A 17,586-nucleotide genomic window follows, 5' to 3' on the forward strand; every position below is an offset into this window, starting at 1 on the left:
CTACAATTAAGGAGCGTATACCAAAGTGCTAGCGGACTTGCCATTAGCTGCAGTAGCAGTCAGCAAGAACTCTTTTACATTACCGTTAATCGAAACAATGTGGCTATTAGGATCAACATAGACTTTAGCCGTTGCATCACCTTTAATGCCAGTAATAGAGTACGTGATACCAATCAGATCGTTGTATTCAGCGATCTTCGTTTTTGTGTACTCGATATCATAGCTGTCAACTACTTTCAGATCCATCAGAGCGTAAGCATCTGTAGAAGTTCCAGAAGCTTTCTTGATGTCGCCGTTGCCAGCGGAGATCTTAGCAACTTCGACCGGATCAGCTTTCACTGTAACCGTGCCGGAAGTTTGGATGATCTCGCCTTTAGCGCCGTATACTGTTGCGTTAACAGTAGCGGTACCTGCTTTGTTACCCAATACGTAGTAAGCAGTTTGAGTTACAGATCCAGGAAGTTCTGGATTGTTCACTGTCAAGTCAGCTTTAGCATCAACAGCTACTCTGTTAGAAACCGTTACGTGTTGGACGAGCTCGCTAGGATATGCTACGTCGTTGCCAGCGGAATCCTTAACAGCAACTTTCACTTGTTTGTGAACATGGCTGGTTACAGGATCTTCGCCACGGTGCAATCCGGAATCTACAATTGCATACAGGTTGCCAAGATCTTTAAGGCTGTAAGTCAGATCAACCTTAGTTGGGTCGATCGATTGGATCGTTTGCGTAACAGCGGACAGAGTCGTGTCAGTCGTTACAGTACCGTGAGGTAGTTTGATCAGTTCTGCTTTGAATTGAACAGTACCGAATTGGTTAGGTTTCGTGTCGAACTTGAAGCCGGCGTTGAACGCAGCGCCGTCAGTGCTGCCGTAAACGAATGTTCCGGAATCAGCAGCACGCGTACCAACTACAGTGTTAGCAGCGTCTTTAGCAACGAGCAGCGTACCAGAGGTCGTTTGGTCAAGATTTGTGTAAGTAACGTTGATCTTGTGACCAGCCAGGCTCGTGTAAGTCTCGCCGTATTGGTCTTTGATCAGATACTTAAATTCGGAGTCAGCGCCCAGTACTGCTTTTGGAGCAGCGCCGCTGCCATCCAGAACCAACTTCGTAGGAACGCGTTGATCTTGGATCGTAATCGTCGTATTTTTGTAGTCTTGAGCATCGATTTGCGTGATGCTTGCACTTACGAAGATTACTTGTTTAGCGATTGCAGCAGCAGTAACGCCTTGAATTTCGATAGATCCTTTGTTAGGACCGGAATCAACGAATCTGAATCCGTTAACTGGACCGGAAACGTTAGGAACGATACGAGCAACGTTGATCGCATCGGAAAGCTCTTCTTTCGTCAACGTGTTGCCGTCAACGTCATATCCAATAACTGGAACGTAGAAGCTCTTAGCAGTGTCGCCAACAGCAATCGTTTTGTCGAAGTCGCCAAATGCCACTTTCGTTACAACCTTACCGTTAGTAACGCTGATTGTAGCTGTATCGGAAGCGCCGCCAGCATATACAGTCAATGTATACGTACCGGATTTAGCTTCTTTTTGGCTCAGCGTAACTTTTGCTTCATAGTCGTAATCGCCATTGAAGTCGTCAACTTTAACAGTCAACTTGTTCGGCTGAGGAGTTACGAAAGCATTGAAGTTTGCAGCGCTCAAAGTGATTTGTTCGCCGTTAACCGGGTTGCCGTATTGGTCAAACAGGTTAACTGCTACGTTAGCAACTTCGCCAGCGCCTGTGAGGCTGGTTTTCTTGCCGTCGTATTTAACTTCGCCAAGCTGCATTTTTTGTACGAAAGGAGCGTTACCTACTTTGAACGTTTTGGTAGCAGTCAGACGAGTATCGTTGAAGTAAATCGTCAACGGAATTTGGCTAACGCCTTGGATAATTCCAGAAGCATCCGTATCCAATACAATGTTCAGATGGCCATCTTCAGCTTTTACTACTCTTTCGTTCGTGTTGTTGTAACCAGTGAACACGGAGTAGTAGGAAGCTGGGAAGGAAGCCAGCTCTTCGTATTGGTTCTTAGCAGCAACTTTAACTTTCGCTTTCTTGGAATACGCGATTTCGGAAACGGAAGTTACGAAGTCGATGGACTTAACAGATTCGTTTTGCGCAGTGAATTTAGCGCTGTCCGTAGCAACGGAGTCAGCATCCAATCCGCTCAGCGTAACTGTGTACTCGCCTTCGGAGATCTTAACGTCTTTCAGAACGAGAGTCGCGACTTTTTTGTCTTCGGACCAAGTCGTTTTGTCAAGAACTACGTTAACGGAGCCCTTTTTCAAAGTGAACTTAGCTTTATCCGCATCGACAGCTTTGTCGAGAGTTACAGCAACTTTTTGAACGCCAGCTGCTTTAGCTTCTTTTACGGAAACTTTAGTAGGAACATCAGGGTTAGCTGCTTTGAAAACTGCATAACCGATGTCGATTGTTTGACCGCGAGTTGCTTTTGCAGCGTAGTCAAGACCTGTGGAGATCAGACCAGCGTCAAGAGCAGCTTGGATTGCACCAGCAGCCCAAGAAGCAGCACCTTCGACTTTTGCATCTTCAACCGGCTTAAGGCCAGCGATACCAGCAGCAATCTTGATAACTTCTTGAACAGTTACGTCGTTCTTAGGCGAGAACTTGCCATTGCCAGTTCCTTCAACCAAACCTGCTTTAGCAGCAGCTTCGATTGCGCCGTACCACCATTGTTTGGAAGTAACGTCAGTGAACGTAGCAGTAGCAGGCTTCTCTTCTTGCAATTTAGCAAGAGCGATAGCGATCGTAGCGAACTCTGCACGAGTCAGTGTTCTGCCCAGCTCGTCGCTGCCTGTTGTCGTACCCTTAAGGATACCTTTGTCTTTCAGTTCTTGGTACTTTTGTGCAGTCGTCAGCGTAGTGTCGGCTGCGGATGCCATGGATGCGAACAAGCCGAATACCAGGGCAAAGGAAAGCAGAAGAGATAAACTTTTCTTCATAACCTTTTTTTCTCCTCCTCGAGAAAATTTCTGTTGTGTTTGTGTGTGAAAATTGTAGCTCGAATCTCTCATCGGCGTTTTCACCCCCTTCCTTGAGAAGAGCATTGTCTATAATTGATGTCTGACGGCATGTCTATTTAGTAGATACATGTCGCAGAAACTTGTAAACTGGCAGAAAAAATATCCTTACAAACAAAAATCAGGCAGGGTAAAATATGCCACTTTACTCATTATACATGAGACTCTTGCCCAGCGTAAAGCACAATTTCGTTGAGAGAATAGAAGATTAGTTCTTCGGACCCTCTCGCGGAGACACATCACTTTAAACGCACGAGATCGGGAAAAGTTGCGGTCTGATTTGATTTCTTCAAACATTTTTTAACCTTATGCCTGGCGAACGAACCATATTCGTTATGTAGGGCGCTTCGCTACTCTAGTATAGCTTGGCCTAGTCTTTAAATCATTGCCAAATCTTTTCCTATTCCGCCAAGATGAAGCATTCAAGACGAGAGAGCACCTCTAACCTCAACAACCGGTCAGAGGTGCCTCATCTTTAGTAGATCTTAGGCAGACGTTTCTGATCCGCCAGTACTCTGGCAACCAGAATTGCCGCTTCGGCACGGCTCAGTTTCGAACTCGGTTCGAACACGAAGCCCTTCTTAGGATTTTCCGGATCAACCTGCGTGCCTGTCAGGAAGCCTTTTTTCGTTACGGCCGCAACTGACGCACGTGCATAGTACTCGATCGTCGTGTAATCCTTAAACTGCTTTTGCAAGGTAGCGTTTATTTTTTTCGGATCGGTCTCTAGCTTCAGATTGAGCGTACGCGCAATAATGATTGCTGCCTGCTCTTTTGTTACCGGAGCTAGAGGTTCGAAAGCCCTTGGCGTCGTGCCACGGATGAGCCCTTCGCGAGCTGCCGTCTCGATGTAACGATAATCCCATAGCGCTTCGGCATTAATCGTATACGGCACGTCATCAAAGTGAGATTTGCTCAGTTCGTAGTTCAAAGGAATATTGGCCGCTTTGACCATCATCCTCGCAAACTCGCCTCGGCTCGTGAATAGGTCCGCGCCGAACTGGTCGTAACCGACCGGGTTCATGACGCCCTTAGCGTAGATTGCTTCCATATAGTTCTTCGCAGTTGGATGCTGCGTAATGTCGTAATAAGAGTAAACCATCTTGCCGACGACATAGTATCCGAATTGCGAGAACGGAACCGTAATCGTATGTTTCTTCGTATCGACGACTCCGCCGATGTTTTCCCAATACTTATTCTTCACGTCGTAACGGAATGCCGTGATGATCGTACCTACCGTATCTCTCATGTTCACATCGTACTTCAGTTCAAGCGTACCGATCTTCGAAGTCATGAGCTCGCGGTTGTCAGGACGGTCATCGTAAGTCGGGATCCAAGATCCGTTCGGAGCCCGGGCTCCCGGGAATTGGTACGGATCGACGCCCATGGTGAGCGGATCGTACGTGGTTGTCGATGGATCGTCCGCAAGACCCGCATCGATCCAGAACACCGGACTCGATTTCGTAAAGTGCGTCGGGAACGATACGTTGAATCGGGTTCCGAAGCTTTCGAGAATCAAATCGAAGTTCGCCGGCAGCGTTTCGAATTCGCGGCGATCCACGACTCCGTCCTCGGGGTTCGCTATCGCGAACAACAATTTATGTCCGTCGAAGATCTGGTTCTTCAAATTTTGCGGAACGTTAAAATCTTGGCGAATCAGCGTCGTGCCTTTAGGGAATTTCAAATTCAGGCTGCCGTCGAATTGCTTGTGATTAGCCTTCATCGTTTCCAAGAATGCCGCGCCTGGAATGTTGGTCGGAACATACTTAATCTCGATGAAATCCTTGGACGAATCGTTCTTGTTCGAGATCGTAAATTCGATCTTATTCGCTTTGCCCGGTTTCAGTCCCGTCACGAAGTAACGGAATGCGCCAGGGTAATCGATAGTGCCGTCATTATCGGTATCGAAATCGATCTTCTCCATCTGGGCCGACTTCACATCGCCGCCCTTAATGATGATCTTATCCGCGCCAGGAGCGTCGATCACAACTTCGATAAAGTTTTGGTTCACAATATTCTTCTGCGGCAAGATCGGCCTCAACAACGAATACGGGATAGCGGTCGGATCGACTTCCAAGCGATACGAGGCGCGCGGTCCTGCTTCTCCGCTGTTGTACACGAAGAAATTATAGATCTTAGGGCTGCCGTCTTTGTTCAACTTCTGATTTTTAAGAATGAAGGAGAACGTCTGTGATTCCAGATCGTACTGAACGGACAGGTTACCCAGATCGCTGCCCGGGTTGATCGTCGTTACAATCTCTCCGTTCCTCATCAATTCAAGGGACTGGGACAAGTCCCACATCCATGGATCTTTCTCGGCAGGCGTCGTAATTTTAAGAATGTATTTTTCCTTGATCGTGGTAGCAATGCCTGCCAATTTGCTGGAAACGGTGGTCTCATCTGTTCCGAGATCTATGAAATCAAACGTTCCGAATATGTTCATTTCCGATAATGTCGTGGTATAGATACTACCCCGCATAGGGAAGTTCGGATCGTTCGGCAACGGCTTGTCGTACTGCTTGCTATAAGGGAATACTCCGGAAGTACCGGGAGCCGGAATCACCGGCAGATTCGTCGGTACTATGTTCACTTTGATCGTTTTCTCGTAGTAGTCCTTATCCGATTGATAGAGAATTCGGATGCTGTTCTCTCCGGTAAAGAATTTGTTGTAAGCGTCTTTTAGAGATATATCTCCTTGAGCTGTACCTTCGGCAAGCACGAAGTCGGTTGCCTTCCCGTTCGTATCTTGCTTCAAAGGAACAAGCGAGTTGTTGATGTAGAAGAACACCGTCTGCCTTCTATTATCGCCGGCCGTCGGCCCATCGTACTTGATATCGCCAACGTTAGGGATATTCTTGAATGTACCGGCGAAATCCCCCAACATATCGGTGATGACATACTTTGCTTGAAGATCCTCGTCCAACGTCGTATCGACGCTGATAATCAAACCGTCGACGGCTTTCGCATAATTCACAAATGGTCCATAGAGAAGATTAACCGTAGTCGGCTTGACGGCCGCCGATCCCGCTAGCATCTTGAAGTTAATCGTTTGCGTGCCGGTTACCGGCATTTCATCGAACTCGTATACGAGACGATAAAATGTTTTGGTTAACCCGTTGACCATTTTCGTAACGGTAGTTACGTCGCCTGCCTGGGTATTCACGCGTTTGTAACTAAACTTTGGCGGATTATCCGTTAGGTTATAGGTCTTGCCCGATACGTCTTTGATCGAGTTGATCACAACTGCTTCTTCGTTATCAGCGTACGCAGTTGGATTACCGATGAGAATCTCGACGCCGAAAGGCATCGCGAAAAGATTCGCTCCATCCAACTTGCCGCCCGTAATGTTCTCATAGTTGGTACCGTTATAGGATTGGAGATAATTGACCTCGTAAATATATGGACTGGATCCGTTTTGCAGCCTGAATCCGAGGTCGCTTGTTCCTTCGGAGATCGGCGTAATGTTAAGATGCTTATTCACTTCGTTATCGGACATCAATTGCAGGTTATACAGCGTATCGTCTGCTAATCCGGTGGACACTAGATCGGCAGGAGACAGCGTAAACTCATAAACGAAAAACTTATCTTTCGGGTTGGTACTGGTGCTGGTCGCGTATACGGAACCGCTAACGGATGTCGTGGTGCCCGTCATTAGCTTATAGTTGACCTTGACTAGCTTCGAACTGGTTAACGGACTCGTGCTGTTAACCGGCCATGCAGGATCCGGATGCGGCTCAAGCTGCCCGTTGGGCACGTCTGCATATTCCGAGTTCGGAACAATGACTTTACCTGTGATTTGGACATTGCCTTTGCCATTAGCAGTATAATTATAGTTCGGATAGTACTCTAACGCCATTCCGTTGTCGGTGCCCTCGTTAATATTCACGTCGTAGTAGGTGACGCTGCCATTGTAGAAGGCGATTTCGCGCGTCGTCTCTAACGTCTGCGAATTGTTCTTCACCCGGATCGTGACCAGGTTTTTCCCCTTCTTTAAGTTGATCGGGGAAGCGACGAAACTATTGTTATTGCTTTGGTTTACATTATAGGTTTTACTGTTGCCGTTTACGATAATCGTTACGCTCTGCGCGTTAGGAGCGTTACCCGTAAGGCTGATATCGTAGGTGCTCCGCCCCTTGGATGCAGCGGAATGAACGACCGTCGTCTTACCGTCTTGAACAGGGAACGCTTGTCCGTCGATCTGCGCAGTCAGGTTATAAAACAACGGACCGTTACGGTAGTCAATGTAGAAAGAGTCGGAGACTTCTCCGCCACTTTGAACGCCCTTAAACGTAATTTTGTTTTTGCCCGGGAATAGGGCAACGTTAAATACCGTAATCGAATTGCCTTCCGTATAGACGTTATTCGATTGATCGAGTCTGGAAGAACCGATGACGTCGTTTTTATCATCGATGATTTGGTATATACTATACGATATTTTGTTCGGATTGACGTTATTGATGGAGCCTTGGAGCGTAAACAGCCCATCCGTCGTGATGGTGTACGAATTCGGATCCGAGCTGACGCTCGGGAAAACAAAGCTACCGTTGCCGACCGCCGCGTTCGCCTTTTGCGCTGGAGCAGGGAACAGCTGTAACAGCAGTGCGAATACTAGAAATACGGCACTAAATTTTCTAAACACTATAAGTTCCTCCTTACCTGTCTTCCCGGCTTTATGGGTGTATCTCTGTTATCGGACACGAGGGGAGGAATATTTAGGCGAAAAAAATAAAAAATCTCCGAAACTTGGAGAAGTTCGGAGATTTCACACCCTCATTAGAGAATGTTAATTGAGTAAAGGTCGCTTATTTCCGCGAATCCGTCTGAGGCTTCATCCGAAGTCTCGCCAGGAAGTCGAGCACCGGACGGCGGGTTTTGTCGACGATGCCGATAAGCTCGGCGCCGATCTGCAACAGGAAGACGAGCGCGCAGATGACGATAAACGTGATCCAGTTGCCGAAGCCCTTGCTCGATACGGAAGATTGGATAACCGCGCATGTACCGAAGAACGCTGCGATCGCATAGATGATCAGCACCGTCTTGCGATGGCTGAAACCAAGCTGTTGCAAGCAGTGATGCAGATGACCTTTGTCCGCTTCGAAGATCGGTTTCTTCTGAACCCAACGCCGGATGATGGCGAAGAAAGTGTCCGACAACGGCACGCCAATGATCAAGAGCGGTGTCACGAAGGATACGATCGTAATCTGCTTAAAGCCGAGCATAGATAGAGTGGCAAGAGCGAAGCCGAGGAATAGCGCCCCCGAGTCGCCCATGAATATTTTCGCCGGATGGAAGTTGAAGAATAGAAATCCGCCGATGCTTCCGAGCAGCAATGTAGCCAGCAAGATGACGGCCTCGTTGCCCATCACGATGCCCATGACGAGAATCGTCGCGATCGCGATACCGGAGACGCCGGCCGCGAGCCCGTCCAATCCGTCGATCAGATTGATCGCGTTCGTGACGCCGACGATCCAGACAATCGTGATCGCGATACTGACCCATTCGCCGAGCGGTTGTATGGCCGAACCGAACGGAATATTCAGCAAGTTGATCTTAACGCCGTAACCGAATACGACGATACACGCCGCGCCGATCTGCACGAGCAGCTTCAGCTTGGCATTCAAATCAAATCTGTCATCCAAAGCGCCAAGCAGCACGATCACAGTGCCGCCGACGAGCAAAGCGCTTATCAGGTTGCGATCATAGGCACTGAGTAAACCTTCGGGCACCCAGGGCATCATGACCAACAAGCCGATCGTGAACGCGCTATAGATGGCTAAGCCGCCAAGACGCGGCATCGTTGTCGTATGCACTTTACGATGGTTCGGCACGTCGACCGCGCCTACCTTATGAGCAAATTTCTTAACGAGCGGGGTTAATACGAGCGCCAATGCCATAGCCGCGATAAATGAAATAATTGCAACTCCGAGCATCCCAACAGACACGATTCACAACTCCCCTTTTCTGTACCGGAATGAATTATACTCCCGTCACCAGAAATTCAACAAGGTGATCTTTCCGCCGTTTTCAGCCGTATTTCAAGAAAAACGCGATTTTCGTGGAATTTTCAAGATGGATCGTTAGGTTTCAAGACTTTATCTCCGTCTTTAATCACTTTGAGCGCAAATTGAGGAAGTACCATCATGCGACCGATACGCGACGGCTCTTTCAGCAATCTATAAAACCATTCCATGCCGAGTTTCCGGAACAATGCCGGGGCCCGTTTGCTCTTACCCGACACGACGTCGAAGCTTCCTCCGACACCCATAACGAGCGGAACCCCGAGCTCGGAATGGTACTTCTCGATCCACGGCTCCTGATTCATCGTCGAACGCGCCACGAAAAGCATGTCCGGCTTCGCCTCTTGAATCCCGGCGACGACCTGTTCATCCTCTCCTTCGGTAAAATAACCGTCCCTGCAACCTACGAAACGCACGCCCGGGAATTGCGCAGACAATTTATCCCGCGCCGCTACGATGACTTCCGACGACGCACCCAGCAGGTAGACCCTCCATCCGCGGCGATCGCCTTCCTTCAGAAGCTCATGCATCAGATCGATGCCGGCAACACGCTCTTGCACGGGCTGCTTCAGCCTGCGGGCCGCCCAGACGACGCCGCTTCCGTCTGGCACGACAAGATCCGCCGTAGCCAGCGTATGGTGGAAGGATGGATTGCTTAGCCCCGCCATCAGCATAATCGGATTGCCGGTAATCACCCTTTGGGGCCTTCCCGCTTCGATCGCTCTCGCGAGATAACCGACCGTTTCTTGCATATTCATCTTCGAAAAAGATACGCCGTACAAGGAAACCGTCGGATACGGCTTCGGTTTGGAATTCACTGCGAGTCACTCTCCAGCTAGTTGGATGCCGCCATATTTTGTCAATGGCCGCATGCCTATATTAATTACGTATGAGATCCATAATTTGTTGCGCGGGCCTTTCCGCCTCTTTCTTCAGCCGAGCGATCGCCTCGTCGCACGCCTTATGCCAAGCCGCCGGATCGCGCAATACATCGCCGGCCCGCTGCGCCGCGAAATCCGGATCGAGCGATTCGGTCGTGCCCAAAGCGCGTTGACCGAGGCGCTGCAGGAACTGATCGATCTTAGGGTCGTAAGAGATCCCCAAGAGCGGAACGTTCCGATTCGCTGCATAGATCAGCGAATGAAGCCGCATCCCGATGAGCAGCGCGCATCGGCCAACCTCCCGCAGCATCCGCTGCGGGTCATCGTGCGCCGGGGCCAGCTCCAGCTCATGCTCCGCATATGCCCCCGAGCGCATGAGCCGTTCCATCACATAACGCGACGCGTCCTCGTCCGCCCCGCGATGGAACGGCAGGAAGCGCAGCCGGACCGCCATACGCCCGGCCAGCGCTTCAAGCGCCGCAGCCGCGCGATCCAGGTCCGCGCGGTCGCTGCGCCAGAACCTGACGGATACGCCCACCACGGGCGGCGTTTCCTCCCTGCCAGAGGCCGCATCCCCGGCCTCCTCCGAACCCGTGCCCGCCGGCAATCCCATAACCGGGTCGGGCACGACTTCAATGCTGTCCGGCGGTACCCCGTACCTCCGGAGCAGCGTCGCCGATTCCTCGTCGCGCACCGAGACGTAAGCCGCCTTCTTGAACGCTCGCGCGATATAAGGCTGGAACATGCCGCGGTTCACCGGGCCGATCCCTTGCGCATAGACGAACGTCGGCTTCCCGCACCAGCGTGCAATCGCCATAATACCTAAGTAATACGGAATGGAGCCCAATCCGGTTGCGTCCTGCAGCAGACTGCCTCCCCCGCTGATCAGTCCATCGCTGTTCTTTAGCGCTCGGCGTACTTCGCCGAGCTTCGTGCGGTGAACCGCCTCGACGCCGTATTGACGGCTCGTCCACTCGGGGTCGCCGGATAGCACGATCGGCTCGATTCGCACGCCCGATCTGGCTGCCGCTGCCTCAAGTGCCGTTAGAATGCTTTTGAGCACGGCCTCGTCTCCACTGTTGCGGAAGCCGTAATAACCGGACAAGACCAAACGAAAGGTCTTCGCCCCGTTCTCTCCGCCGTTTCCTGTACGCCGTACGATTGCTCTCCGCCCCCATTCTCGCGTTGCTACTATATTATCCGTAGGATGCTCCATTTCGCGATTGCCTACTTGTTCTTCATCGATTCATGTGTACACCGGGGGCTACCGTGGAAAAATCCGCTTCCACAACTTAATGTAACGTTACACCATATCCCCGGCATATTTCCATAAAAATATTTTCATAATCATCATTTCACAACAAAATCCCCCCCGCTTCGGACCTCTCCGAGCGAAGGGGATTTCGTCCTCTAACAATCAGTCCGCCGATGCGGGCTTGGCCCATCGTATCCACAACTTCTCGATGACCTGCCATACGCCAATAGCCGCAAGTCCGACTAGGAATCCGATGCCTAGACCAAGCAAGACACGGATCAACGACAACAGGAACGGCGTGTGAATATGCGCGAACGTGTCGACCATCGACAATTGCGCGATCGTCCCCGCGACCAGAAGCACCACGCCCCAACGGTAACGCAAGGCCAAGAAAATTCCGACGAGGAACAGAGGATGCCCGAACATAAATTCTTTAATGCGCGGACGCACGCCGAATGTATTCTCCATCGCCGAGCGGAATAGCAGCTCGATACCCGACACTTGGCCGCTGTTGCCGGTTCTGGACAAGTAATAATAGCCTACCGCCCCGATAACCGCGACTGCGACGATCCAGAGCACTGTCAGCGGCATCGCCAATATTTTTTTCACGTTGCCAAGCACTGTGTTGCCAGGGCCGTACAGGAAGACGTACACCGCCACTAGGGCGAGCGGTATCAGATGAAGCGTGCTTACCCCGCGGAACTGTTGCAGCACGAGGCTGTAGGAAATATGGTTCAGCATCGCCACGACAAGCGGAATGGCTGCCAGCGATAGAATCGTGGTGCGGACGAACAGCAGTATGGCTCCGCCCAGTCTGCGCATGCCCGGTATCGTCTGATCGCCTGCAGTCTCCCTCAAAACGCGGATCCGCTTGACGAGCAGCACGACCGAAGCCGTCGGTGCAGCTATAGCCGCGAACAACGCCAGCGCCTGAACCATAATCGTGGAATTCAGCACGTACAGTCCCGCTCCGCCGATCGCTCCCGCTACAAGTACGGGTAGCAGCAGAGACGGAATAAACAATCCGACGGCAAGCGCTACGAGTACGATCGCGCCCAGCATCGCAAGCGCCCGAAGGATTTTCTCCGCCGGCGCGTGATGCACGTCGAATGCCTTCGGAGACCCGATCTCGAAGCCGAAGTCTCGCAATTGCTGAATGACGCCGACGGAGCTCGTTCCTTCGTCTTCGTCCTCCACTTCCTCTCCTTGCAACGCTTTGACGATATTTCCGAGCGGGTTGGTCACTTGGCCTTTCGTCGCATCCCGAACCGGGGTCGCGTTTAGATAGAGAAGCCGGATATTGCGATCTTTAACGGCCAGAACAAGCCGGTCTTCCAGAACAGGTTTCTTGATGGCCGTCATTTCTGCCGCTCCGACGGAGTGCGCCCGAATCGCATCGTAGCCAAGCAGATTGGAAAGCTTGGCCATCCCCTTCTGCGGAACCTTCAGATTCTCGAAGATGCCCACGCCGATATGATGCTTCTTCAGCAGATCGGCGAATTTCTGCACGCCTTTATACTTGATTCCTTTGCCATAACCCGTGACGGCTTCTCCGTCGAACAACACCCGATCGATGCCCAGGTCTTCGAACGACTGCAGCCATTTGTCCACTTCCGCCGGATCGAACGGTTCGAAACGGTCGGACAGCCGCGGGAACACGAGGAACCCTGCGTCTCTTAATTCCTTGATCGCGATCGGATTGGGCTGCATCGGGCGCAGCAGCGCGTCGTCGTAACCCATGCCGATGCGTAAGCCCGAGTGCCCTTTAACCGTCCAGCTCGTCACGTCCGCGCCATGATGGCGGAAAGCCCACTCGATGATCGGACGCAGTGTTTGCTCATGTTCCGGCCGGTTAAAGACAACATACGTTCCGTTGTCTTCGGGCGGAGACACTCTGTCTTCCAGCAGCGCTGCCTGCAAAGCATTATAGACGTTAATCTCGCCAGCCCAGGATAACTCCTCCAGGGTGCTTTCGAATACGACCATTCCGTTGACGCCCGCATTCTTCAGAAGCTCAGTCTGCTCATGCGCGAATTTCCGGGGATCGGCTTGCGAGTTGGACACTTGCAGCAGATCGCGATAGTTCATGACGACCGCGACCTGGTCGGCGGAAGATTCCGTCTGCACTCTCGCGTATACGACAGGCAAAGACGCCACAACGCCGATCAGCACGACCCACCAAAGCCATTTCGCCATTTTTGCATTCCATGTATTCAACCACTGGGGCACAACGGTCACTCCTTCGTTTCTTCTACGCCAGCGAATCGACGCGCGCCATTACGGCGTCCACGAGCTTCTTCAAGGAAGATGAAGCCTCTTCCAAGCCGCCTGCGCGTACCGCAAAATAAATCTTGATCTTCGGTTCGGTCCCCGACGGCCGCAAGCAAAACCACGACCCGTCCGCGAGCATAAATTTCAGTACGTTCTCTGCCGGTAAACCGTCCAACCCTTGAGCGTAATCGAGCATTCTCGTAACGGCGACGCCCTCGATTTCCTGAGGAGGCGCGGAACGCCACTCGTTCATGATCGCGCCGATTTTCTCAACGCCGTCTTTGCCCTTGAGCGTGCGGGATTCCAGCTTCTCCAGATAGGTCCCGTACTGTTCGTACAGCTCGAGCAATACTTCGTACAAAGTTTTCCCTTGCGATTTATAATAAGCAGCGGCTTCGCAGATCAGCAGAGACGCGACCACCGCATCCTTATCCCTCGCGTAAGTACCGGTCAAATACCCGTAGCTTTCCTCGTAGCCGAATAGGAAATCGTGCGAACCGGTCTCTTCGAACTTCGTCATCAGCTCGCCGATATATTTAAAGCCGGTAAGCGTGCTGAACACTTCGCAGCCGAACGACTGAGCGATGTCCGCACCCATTTCACTCGTGACGATCGTTTTGATAACCGCACCATTAGCCGGCAATTTACCTTGTTTCTTCAGGTTCGATAATAGATATTGAACCATAATGGCGCCCGACTGGTTGCCGGTCAACACGACGAATTCACCTTTATCGTTCTTGACGACAGCGCCCATGCGATCGCAATCGGGATCCGTTCCGATGATAATATCGGCGCCCGTCTCGCCGGCAAGCTTGATCGCAAGCGCGAACGCTTCCTGCTCTTCGGGATTCGGCGATTTGACCGTCGGGAACATGCCGTCCGGCTGTTCCTGCTCCGCCACGACGCTGACCTTCGCGAAGCCCGCTTGCGCCAGCACCCGTTGAATCGGGACGCTGCCCGCGCCGTGCAAAGGCGTGAACACGATACCCAGATCCGCCCCGGCACCGTTCTTGATCAGCTCCGGTTGAACGACCTGCGCTTTCACCGCGTCTACGAAACGTTGATCCTCATCGTCGCCTAGCCATACGAGCAGCCCTTGGGCTTCCGCTTCCGCTTGGGTTAATCTTTTGACTTGGTCAAAAGATTCGACAAGCCGGATTTGCCGGATGACCTGTTCGGCATCATGCGGGACAAGCTGTCCCCCATCCTTGTCGTATACCTTGTATCCGTTGTATTCCGGCGGGTTATGGCTGGCAGTCACGACGATGCCGCCTGTCGCTTTCAGGTCGCGCACCGCGAACGACAACTGCGGAGTCGGACGGAGAGATCGGAACAGATAGGTGCGAATTCCGTTAGCCGCAAGTACGCAAGCCGCTTCCAAGGAGAATACGTCTGAATTTCCTCGGGAATCATGGGCAATCACGACGGAAGGAGAAGAGGATACCCCTTTCAGGAAGTTCGCGAACCCTTGCGTCGCTTTGCCGATTACGTAACGGTTCATCCGGTTCGTTCCAGCGCCCATGACGCCGCGCAAACCTCCTGTGCCGAACTCCAGCTCGCGATAGAATCGATCCTCGATTTCTCCCGTCTGACCCGCGATCTCTCTTAGTTCCTTTTTCGTCTGCTCGTCAATGCTCGGATCATTCAGCCATCTTTCGTATTGGCTTTGCGGATTTACTGTCATCATATCTCCTCCCAGTTGTCTTAACCTTTGGACGGATCGGCCAGCGCGAACATCAATTCGCCTTCGGCGACGATCGTTTCGCCGACCCGCGCCGTACCTCGGCCTTTGCCGATCGTTCCTTTGAGTCTGGTCACCTCCAATTCTAATGTCAACGTATCGCCCGGCTTTACTTGCCCGCGGAATCTGAAATCGTCGATCCCCGCGAAGAAGCCCAGTTTCCCTCTGTTCTCCTCAAGTGCCATCATTGCCACCGTGCCGACTTGAGCCAACGCTTCAACGATCAGCACGCCCGGCATGACCGGATAAGACGGAAAATGGCCGACGAAATAAGGCTCGTTCATCGTCACGTTCTTGAGGCCAACCGCCCGCTTGCCCGGTTCAAGCTCCAATATCCGGTCCACGAGCAGAAAGGGCGGGCGATGCGGAATCAATTCCTGAATTTGTACAATATCTAACATGTCATATTCCTCCTAATTTAGGTGATACCAGCGCGCGAAGCGCATAAATGTACCAGATGCGGTTAATAATAGCGACATCCCCCAGGCGAGCTGCAGCAGTCGGGGTTGATATAAGAGAGCCTGCCGCCGCCTGCGTCACAACAGCCGGAAGCGGGCTCTTTTGTGGCCCCGGAAAACTCCCGGCCTACGAAGTTCGGGACACCTGGTTGATCTTCTTGAACTTCATGAAATAAATGATCGATGCGACGAACGACAGAATGATTCCGCCCCATAACACAGATACGCCGCCCGGTTGCTCCAGGAACATGAGCGTAATCGCCAGATAATAAATGACGGTCGTCGCTTTGCCGAACATATTGGCGGGTACCGTCTGCAGACCGCGGAAATAAAAAATCGCCGAACCGACGATCATCGCGACCTCCCTGAACGCCATGACAACGAAAGCAGCCAGAGGCATCGCGCTTTTGATCAGGAGGGCCAGCACGACGGAAAGCATCATCAGCTTATCCGCGAGCGGATCCAGCATGCTTCCCGTAACGGTAACCTGACCGCTGCGCCGAGCGATGTAGCCGTCCAGAAAATCCGTCAATCCGGCCACGAGCAACGTGCATAACGCGGCTATCGGCATTTCGTTGAAATATAAAACCAAAAATAGGGGGATTAACACAAAGCGGGACATCGTCAACAAGTTAGGTAGATTCATTCCCAGTGTTCCCCCATTTCTCTAAAGTTCCCCACCATTATAACGCTCACCCCTGCCAAATGAAAACTCCCCGAGCAGAAGCCGGGGAGTTGCGGTCCCGGTTGCAAGGCGCAGGCCAGGCCTTAGCCGCCTTCCGCGAACACGAGATCATACATATGCTTCCAGGTATCGAGTTCGAATACTTCCGATACAGGCCGATCCCCCAGAACGGAAAATCCGATCGCAAGCCCTACGATTAAAGCCGCAATGCAAAGTACGGGAATAATTAATATTTTAATACTCACCCAAACGATTCTCGCGATGACCTTCCCAGAAGAAGGTTTGCTTTTACCGTTTGAACGGGATGCTGCTTTCATGAAGCTTTCGTCTCCTTCGACGCGCAACGAAACGGAACAGGCGCTAACCGCCGCCGCCTCGCGCATCAACCGCGAAGATTGTTCGCCATCCCCATCATCTGCTCGCTGGAGGTCAGCGCTCTTGCGCTCAATTGATACGCGCGTTGCACGATCATTAAATCTGCCATCTCGTCCGCCATGTTCACGTTGGATTGCTCCACGAAACCTTGACGAACCGATATCGACCCTTGTACGGGAACGTCGCGAACGACGTTGAGCGGATCCACGTTCTCCGGAATGCCGAATAGATTGTCGTCAATCGCCCGCAACAGATCGGCGTTGGCGACTTGCACGACCTTAAGCCGGCCCAACGCGATCGGATCGGTTCCGTCTCCGATAACCCCTGTCATCGTTCCGTCCTCGGCGATTCTTAGCTCGTAACCGTTCGGAACGCGGACGAAGTCGTCTCCGTTGCCGGTATCCGCTACGACGAGTTGTCCGGAATTCGTCGTGAGAAGCCGGCCCCCGTTCGTCGCGTCGGGAATCAAATGGAACGGGCCGTGGCGAGTGAAAGCGCGTGGTCCGCCGATCACACCGTTCGTCCGAACCTCGAACATTCCGTTGCCTTCGATCGCAATGTCCGTCATCTCGCCGGTGTGCTGAAGGGAACCTTGGGCCAAGTCCGTCCGGATGGATGACAGCCTTGCGCCCCAGCCGAGCGTCAAGCCGAGAGGCGTTTTCCTGCCCTGCTGGTTGAAATCATCGATCTGCGGATTCAAGCTCGTCAGAATGTCTTCGAACGTCGCTGACTTGCGTTTATATCCGACCGTATTGGAATTAGCGAAATTATCGGCAATTATATCCAGTTTCTGCTGAAGGGCGCCCATGGATACGGACGCGGTAATCATCGAATTGTTCACCCGGAAGTTCCCCCTTGCGGACG

At 52.0% G+C, this 17,586-nt stretch carries 11 protein-coding genes; all 11 read right to left on the reverse strand.

Annotated features, from left to right (window positions below; genetic code table 11):
• Positions 1–6: 6 nt before the first annotated feature.
• On the reverse strand, positions 7–3,033 hold the full coding sequence (locus FPZ45_RS19180; protein ID WP_186438469.1) for an S-layer homology domain-containing protein: 3,027 nt from the start codon (positions 3,031–3,033) through the stop codon (positions 7–9).
• 481 nt (positions 3,034–3,514) lie between these two features.
• The gene (locus tag FPZ45_RS19185) at positions 3,515–7,678 is read right to left on the reverse strand and encodes an S-layer homology domain-containing protein (protein ID WP_144705476.1); all 4,164 of its coding nucleotides are present in this window, start codon (positions 7,676–7,678) and stop codon (positions 3,515–3,517) included.
• Positions 7,679–7,841: 163 nt separating this feature from the next.
• The gene (locus tag FPZ45_RS19190; RefSeq protein WP_144705646.1) at positions 7,842–8,969 is read right to left on the reverse strand and encodes a glycosyltransferase family 4 protein; all 1,128 of its coding nucleotides are present in this window, start codon (positions 8,967–8,969) and stop codon (positions 7,842–7,844) included.
• Between the two features lie 134 nt (positions 8,970–9,103).
• The gene (locus tag FPZ45_RS19195) at positions 9,104–9,874 is read right to left on the reverse strand and encodes a WecB/TagA/CpsF family glycosyltransferase (protein WP_246120508.1); all 771 of its coding nucleotides are present in this window, start codon (positions 9,872–9,874) and stop codon (positions 9,104–9,106) included.
• Positions 9,875–9,935: 61 nt separating this feature from the next.
• Positions 9,936–11,153 (reverse strand): polysaccharide pyruvyl transferase CsaB, encoded by a 1,218-nt coding sequence (gene csaB, locus FPZ45_RS19200; RefSeq protein ID WP_144705478.1) that lies wholly within the window; start codon positions 11,151–11,153, stop codon positions 9,936–9,938.
• A 201-nt stretch (positions 11,154–11,354) separates the two neighbouring features.
• A complete protein-coding gene (locus FPZ45_RS19205; RefSeq protein WP_144705480.1) occupies positions 11,355–13,421 on the reverse strand; it encodes a DUF5693 family protein in 2,067 nt (688 codons plus the stop codon).
• Between the two features lie 22 nt (positions 13,422–13,443).
• Entirely contained in the window at positions 13,444–15,150 is a 1,707-nt protein-coding gene (locus FPZ45_RS19210) for a phospho-sugar mutase (protein WP_425457026.1), read from the reverse strand.
• A gap of 17 nt (positions 15,151–15,167) precedes the next feature.
• Positions 15,168–15,605: a 3-hydroxyacyl-ACP dehydratase FabZ gene (gene fabZ, locus FPZ45_RS19215; RefSeq protein ID WP_144705482.1), complete on the reverse strand. Its 438-nt coding sequence runs from the start codon at positions 15,603–15,605 to the stop codon at positions 15,168–15,170.
• A 184-nt stretch (positions 15,606–15,789) separates the two neighbouring features.
• Entirely contained in the window at positions 15,790–16,308 is a 519-nt protein-coding gene (locus FPZ45_RS19220) for a CDP-alcohol phosphatidyltransferase family protein (protein WP_144705484.1), read from the reverse strand.
• A gap of 122 nt (positions 16,309–16,430) precedes the next feature.
• Positions 16,431–16,664, reverse strand: a complete 234-nt coding sequence (locus FPZ45_RS19225) for a DNA-directed RNA polymerase subunit beta (protein ID WP_144705486.1) — start codon at positions 16,662–16,664, stop codon at positions 16,431–16,433.
• Positions 16,665–16,729: 65 nt separating this feature from the next.
• The gene (locus FPZ45_RS19230; RefSeq protein ID WP_144705488.1) at positions 16,730–17,563 is read right to left on the reverse strand and encodes a flagellar hook-basal body protein; all 834 of its coding nucleotides are present in this window, start codon (positions 17,561–17,563) and stop codon (positions 16,730–16,732) included.
• Between the last annotated feature and the right edge of the window lie 23 nt (positions 17,564–17,586).

Source organism: Cohnella terricola (assembly GCF_007786475.1).
Classification (GTDB): Bacteria; Bacillota; Bacilli; order Paenibacillales; family Paenibacillaceae; genus Cohnella; species Cohnella terricola.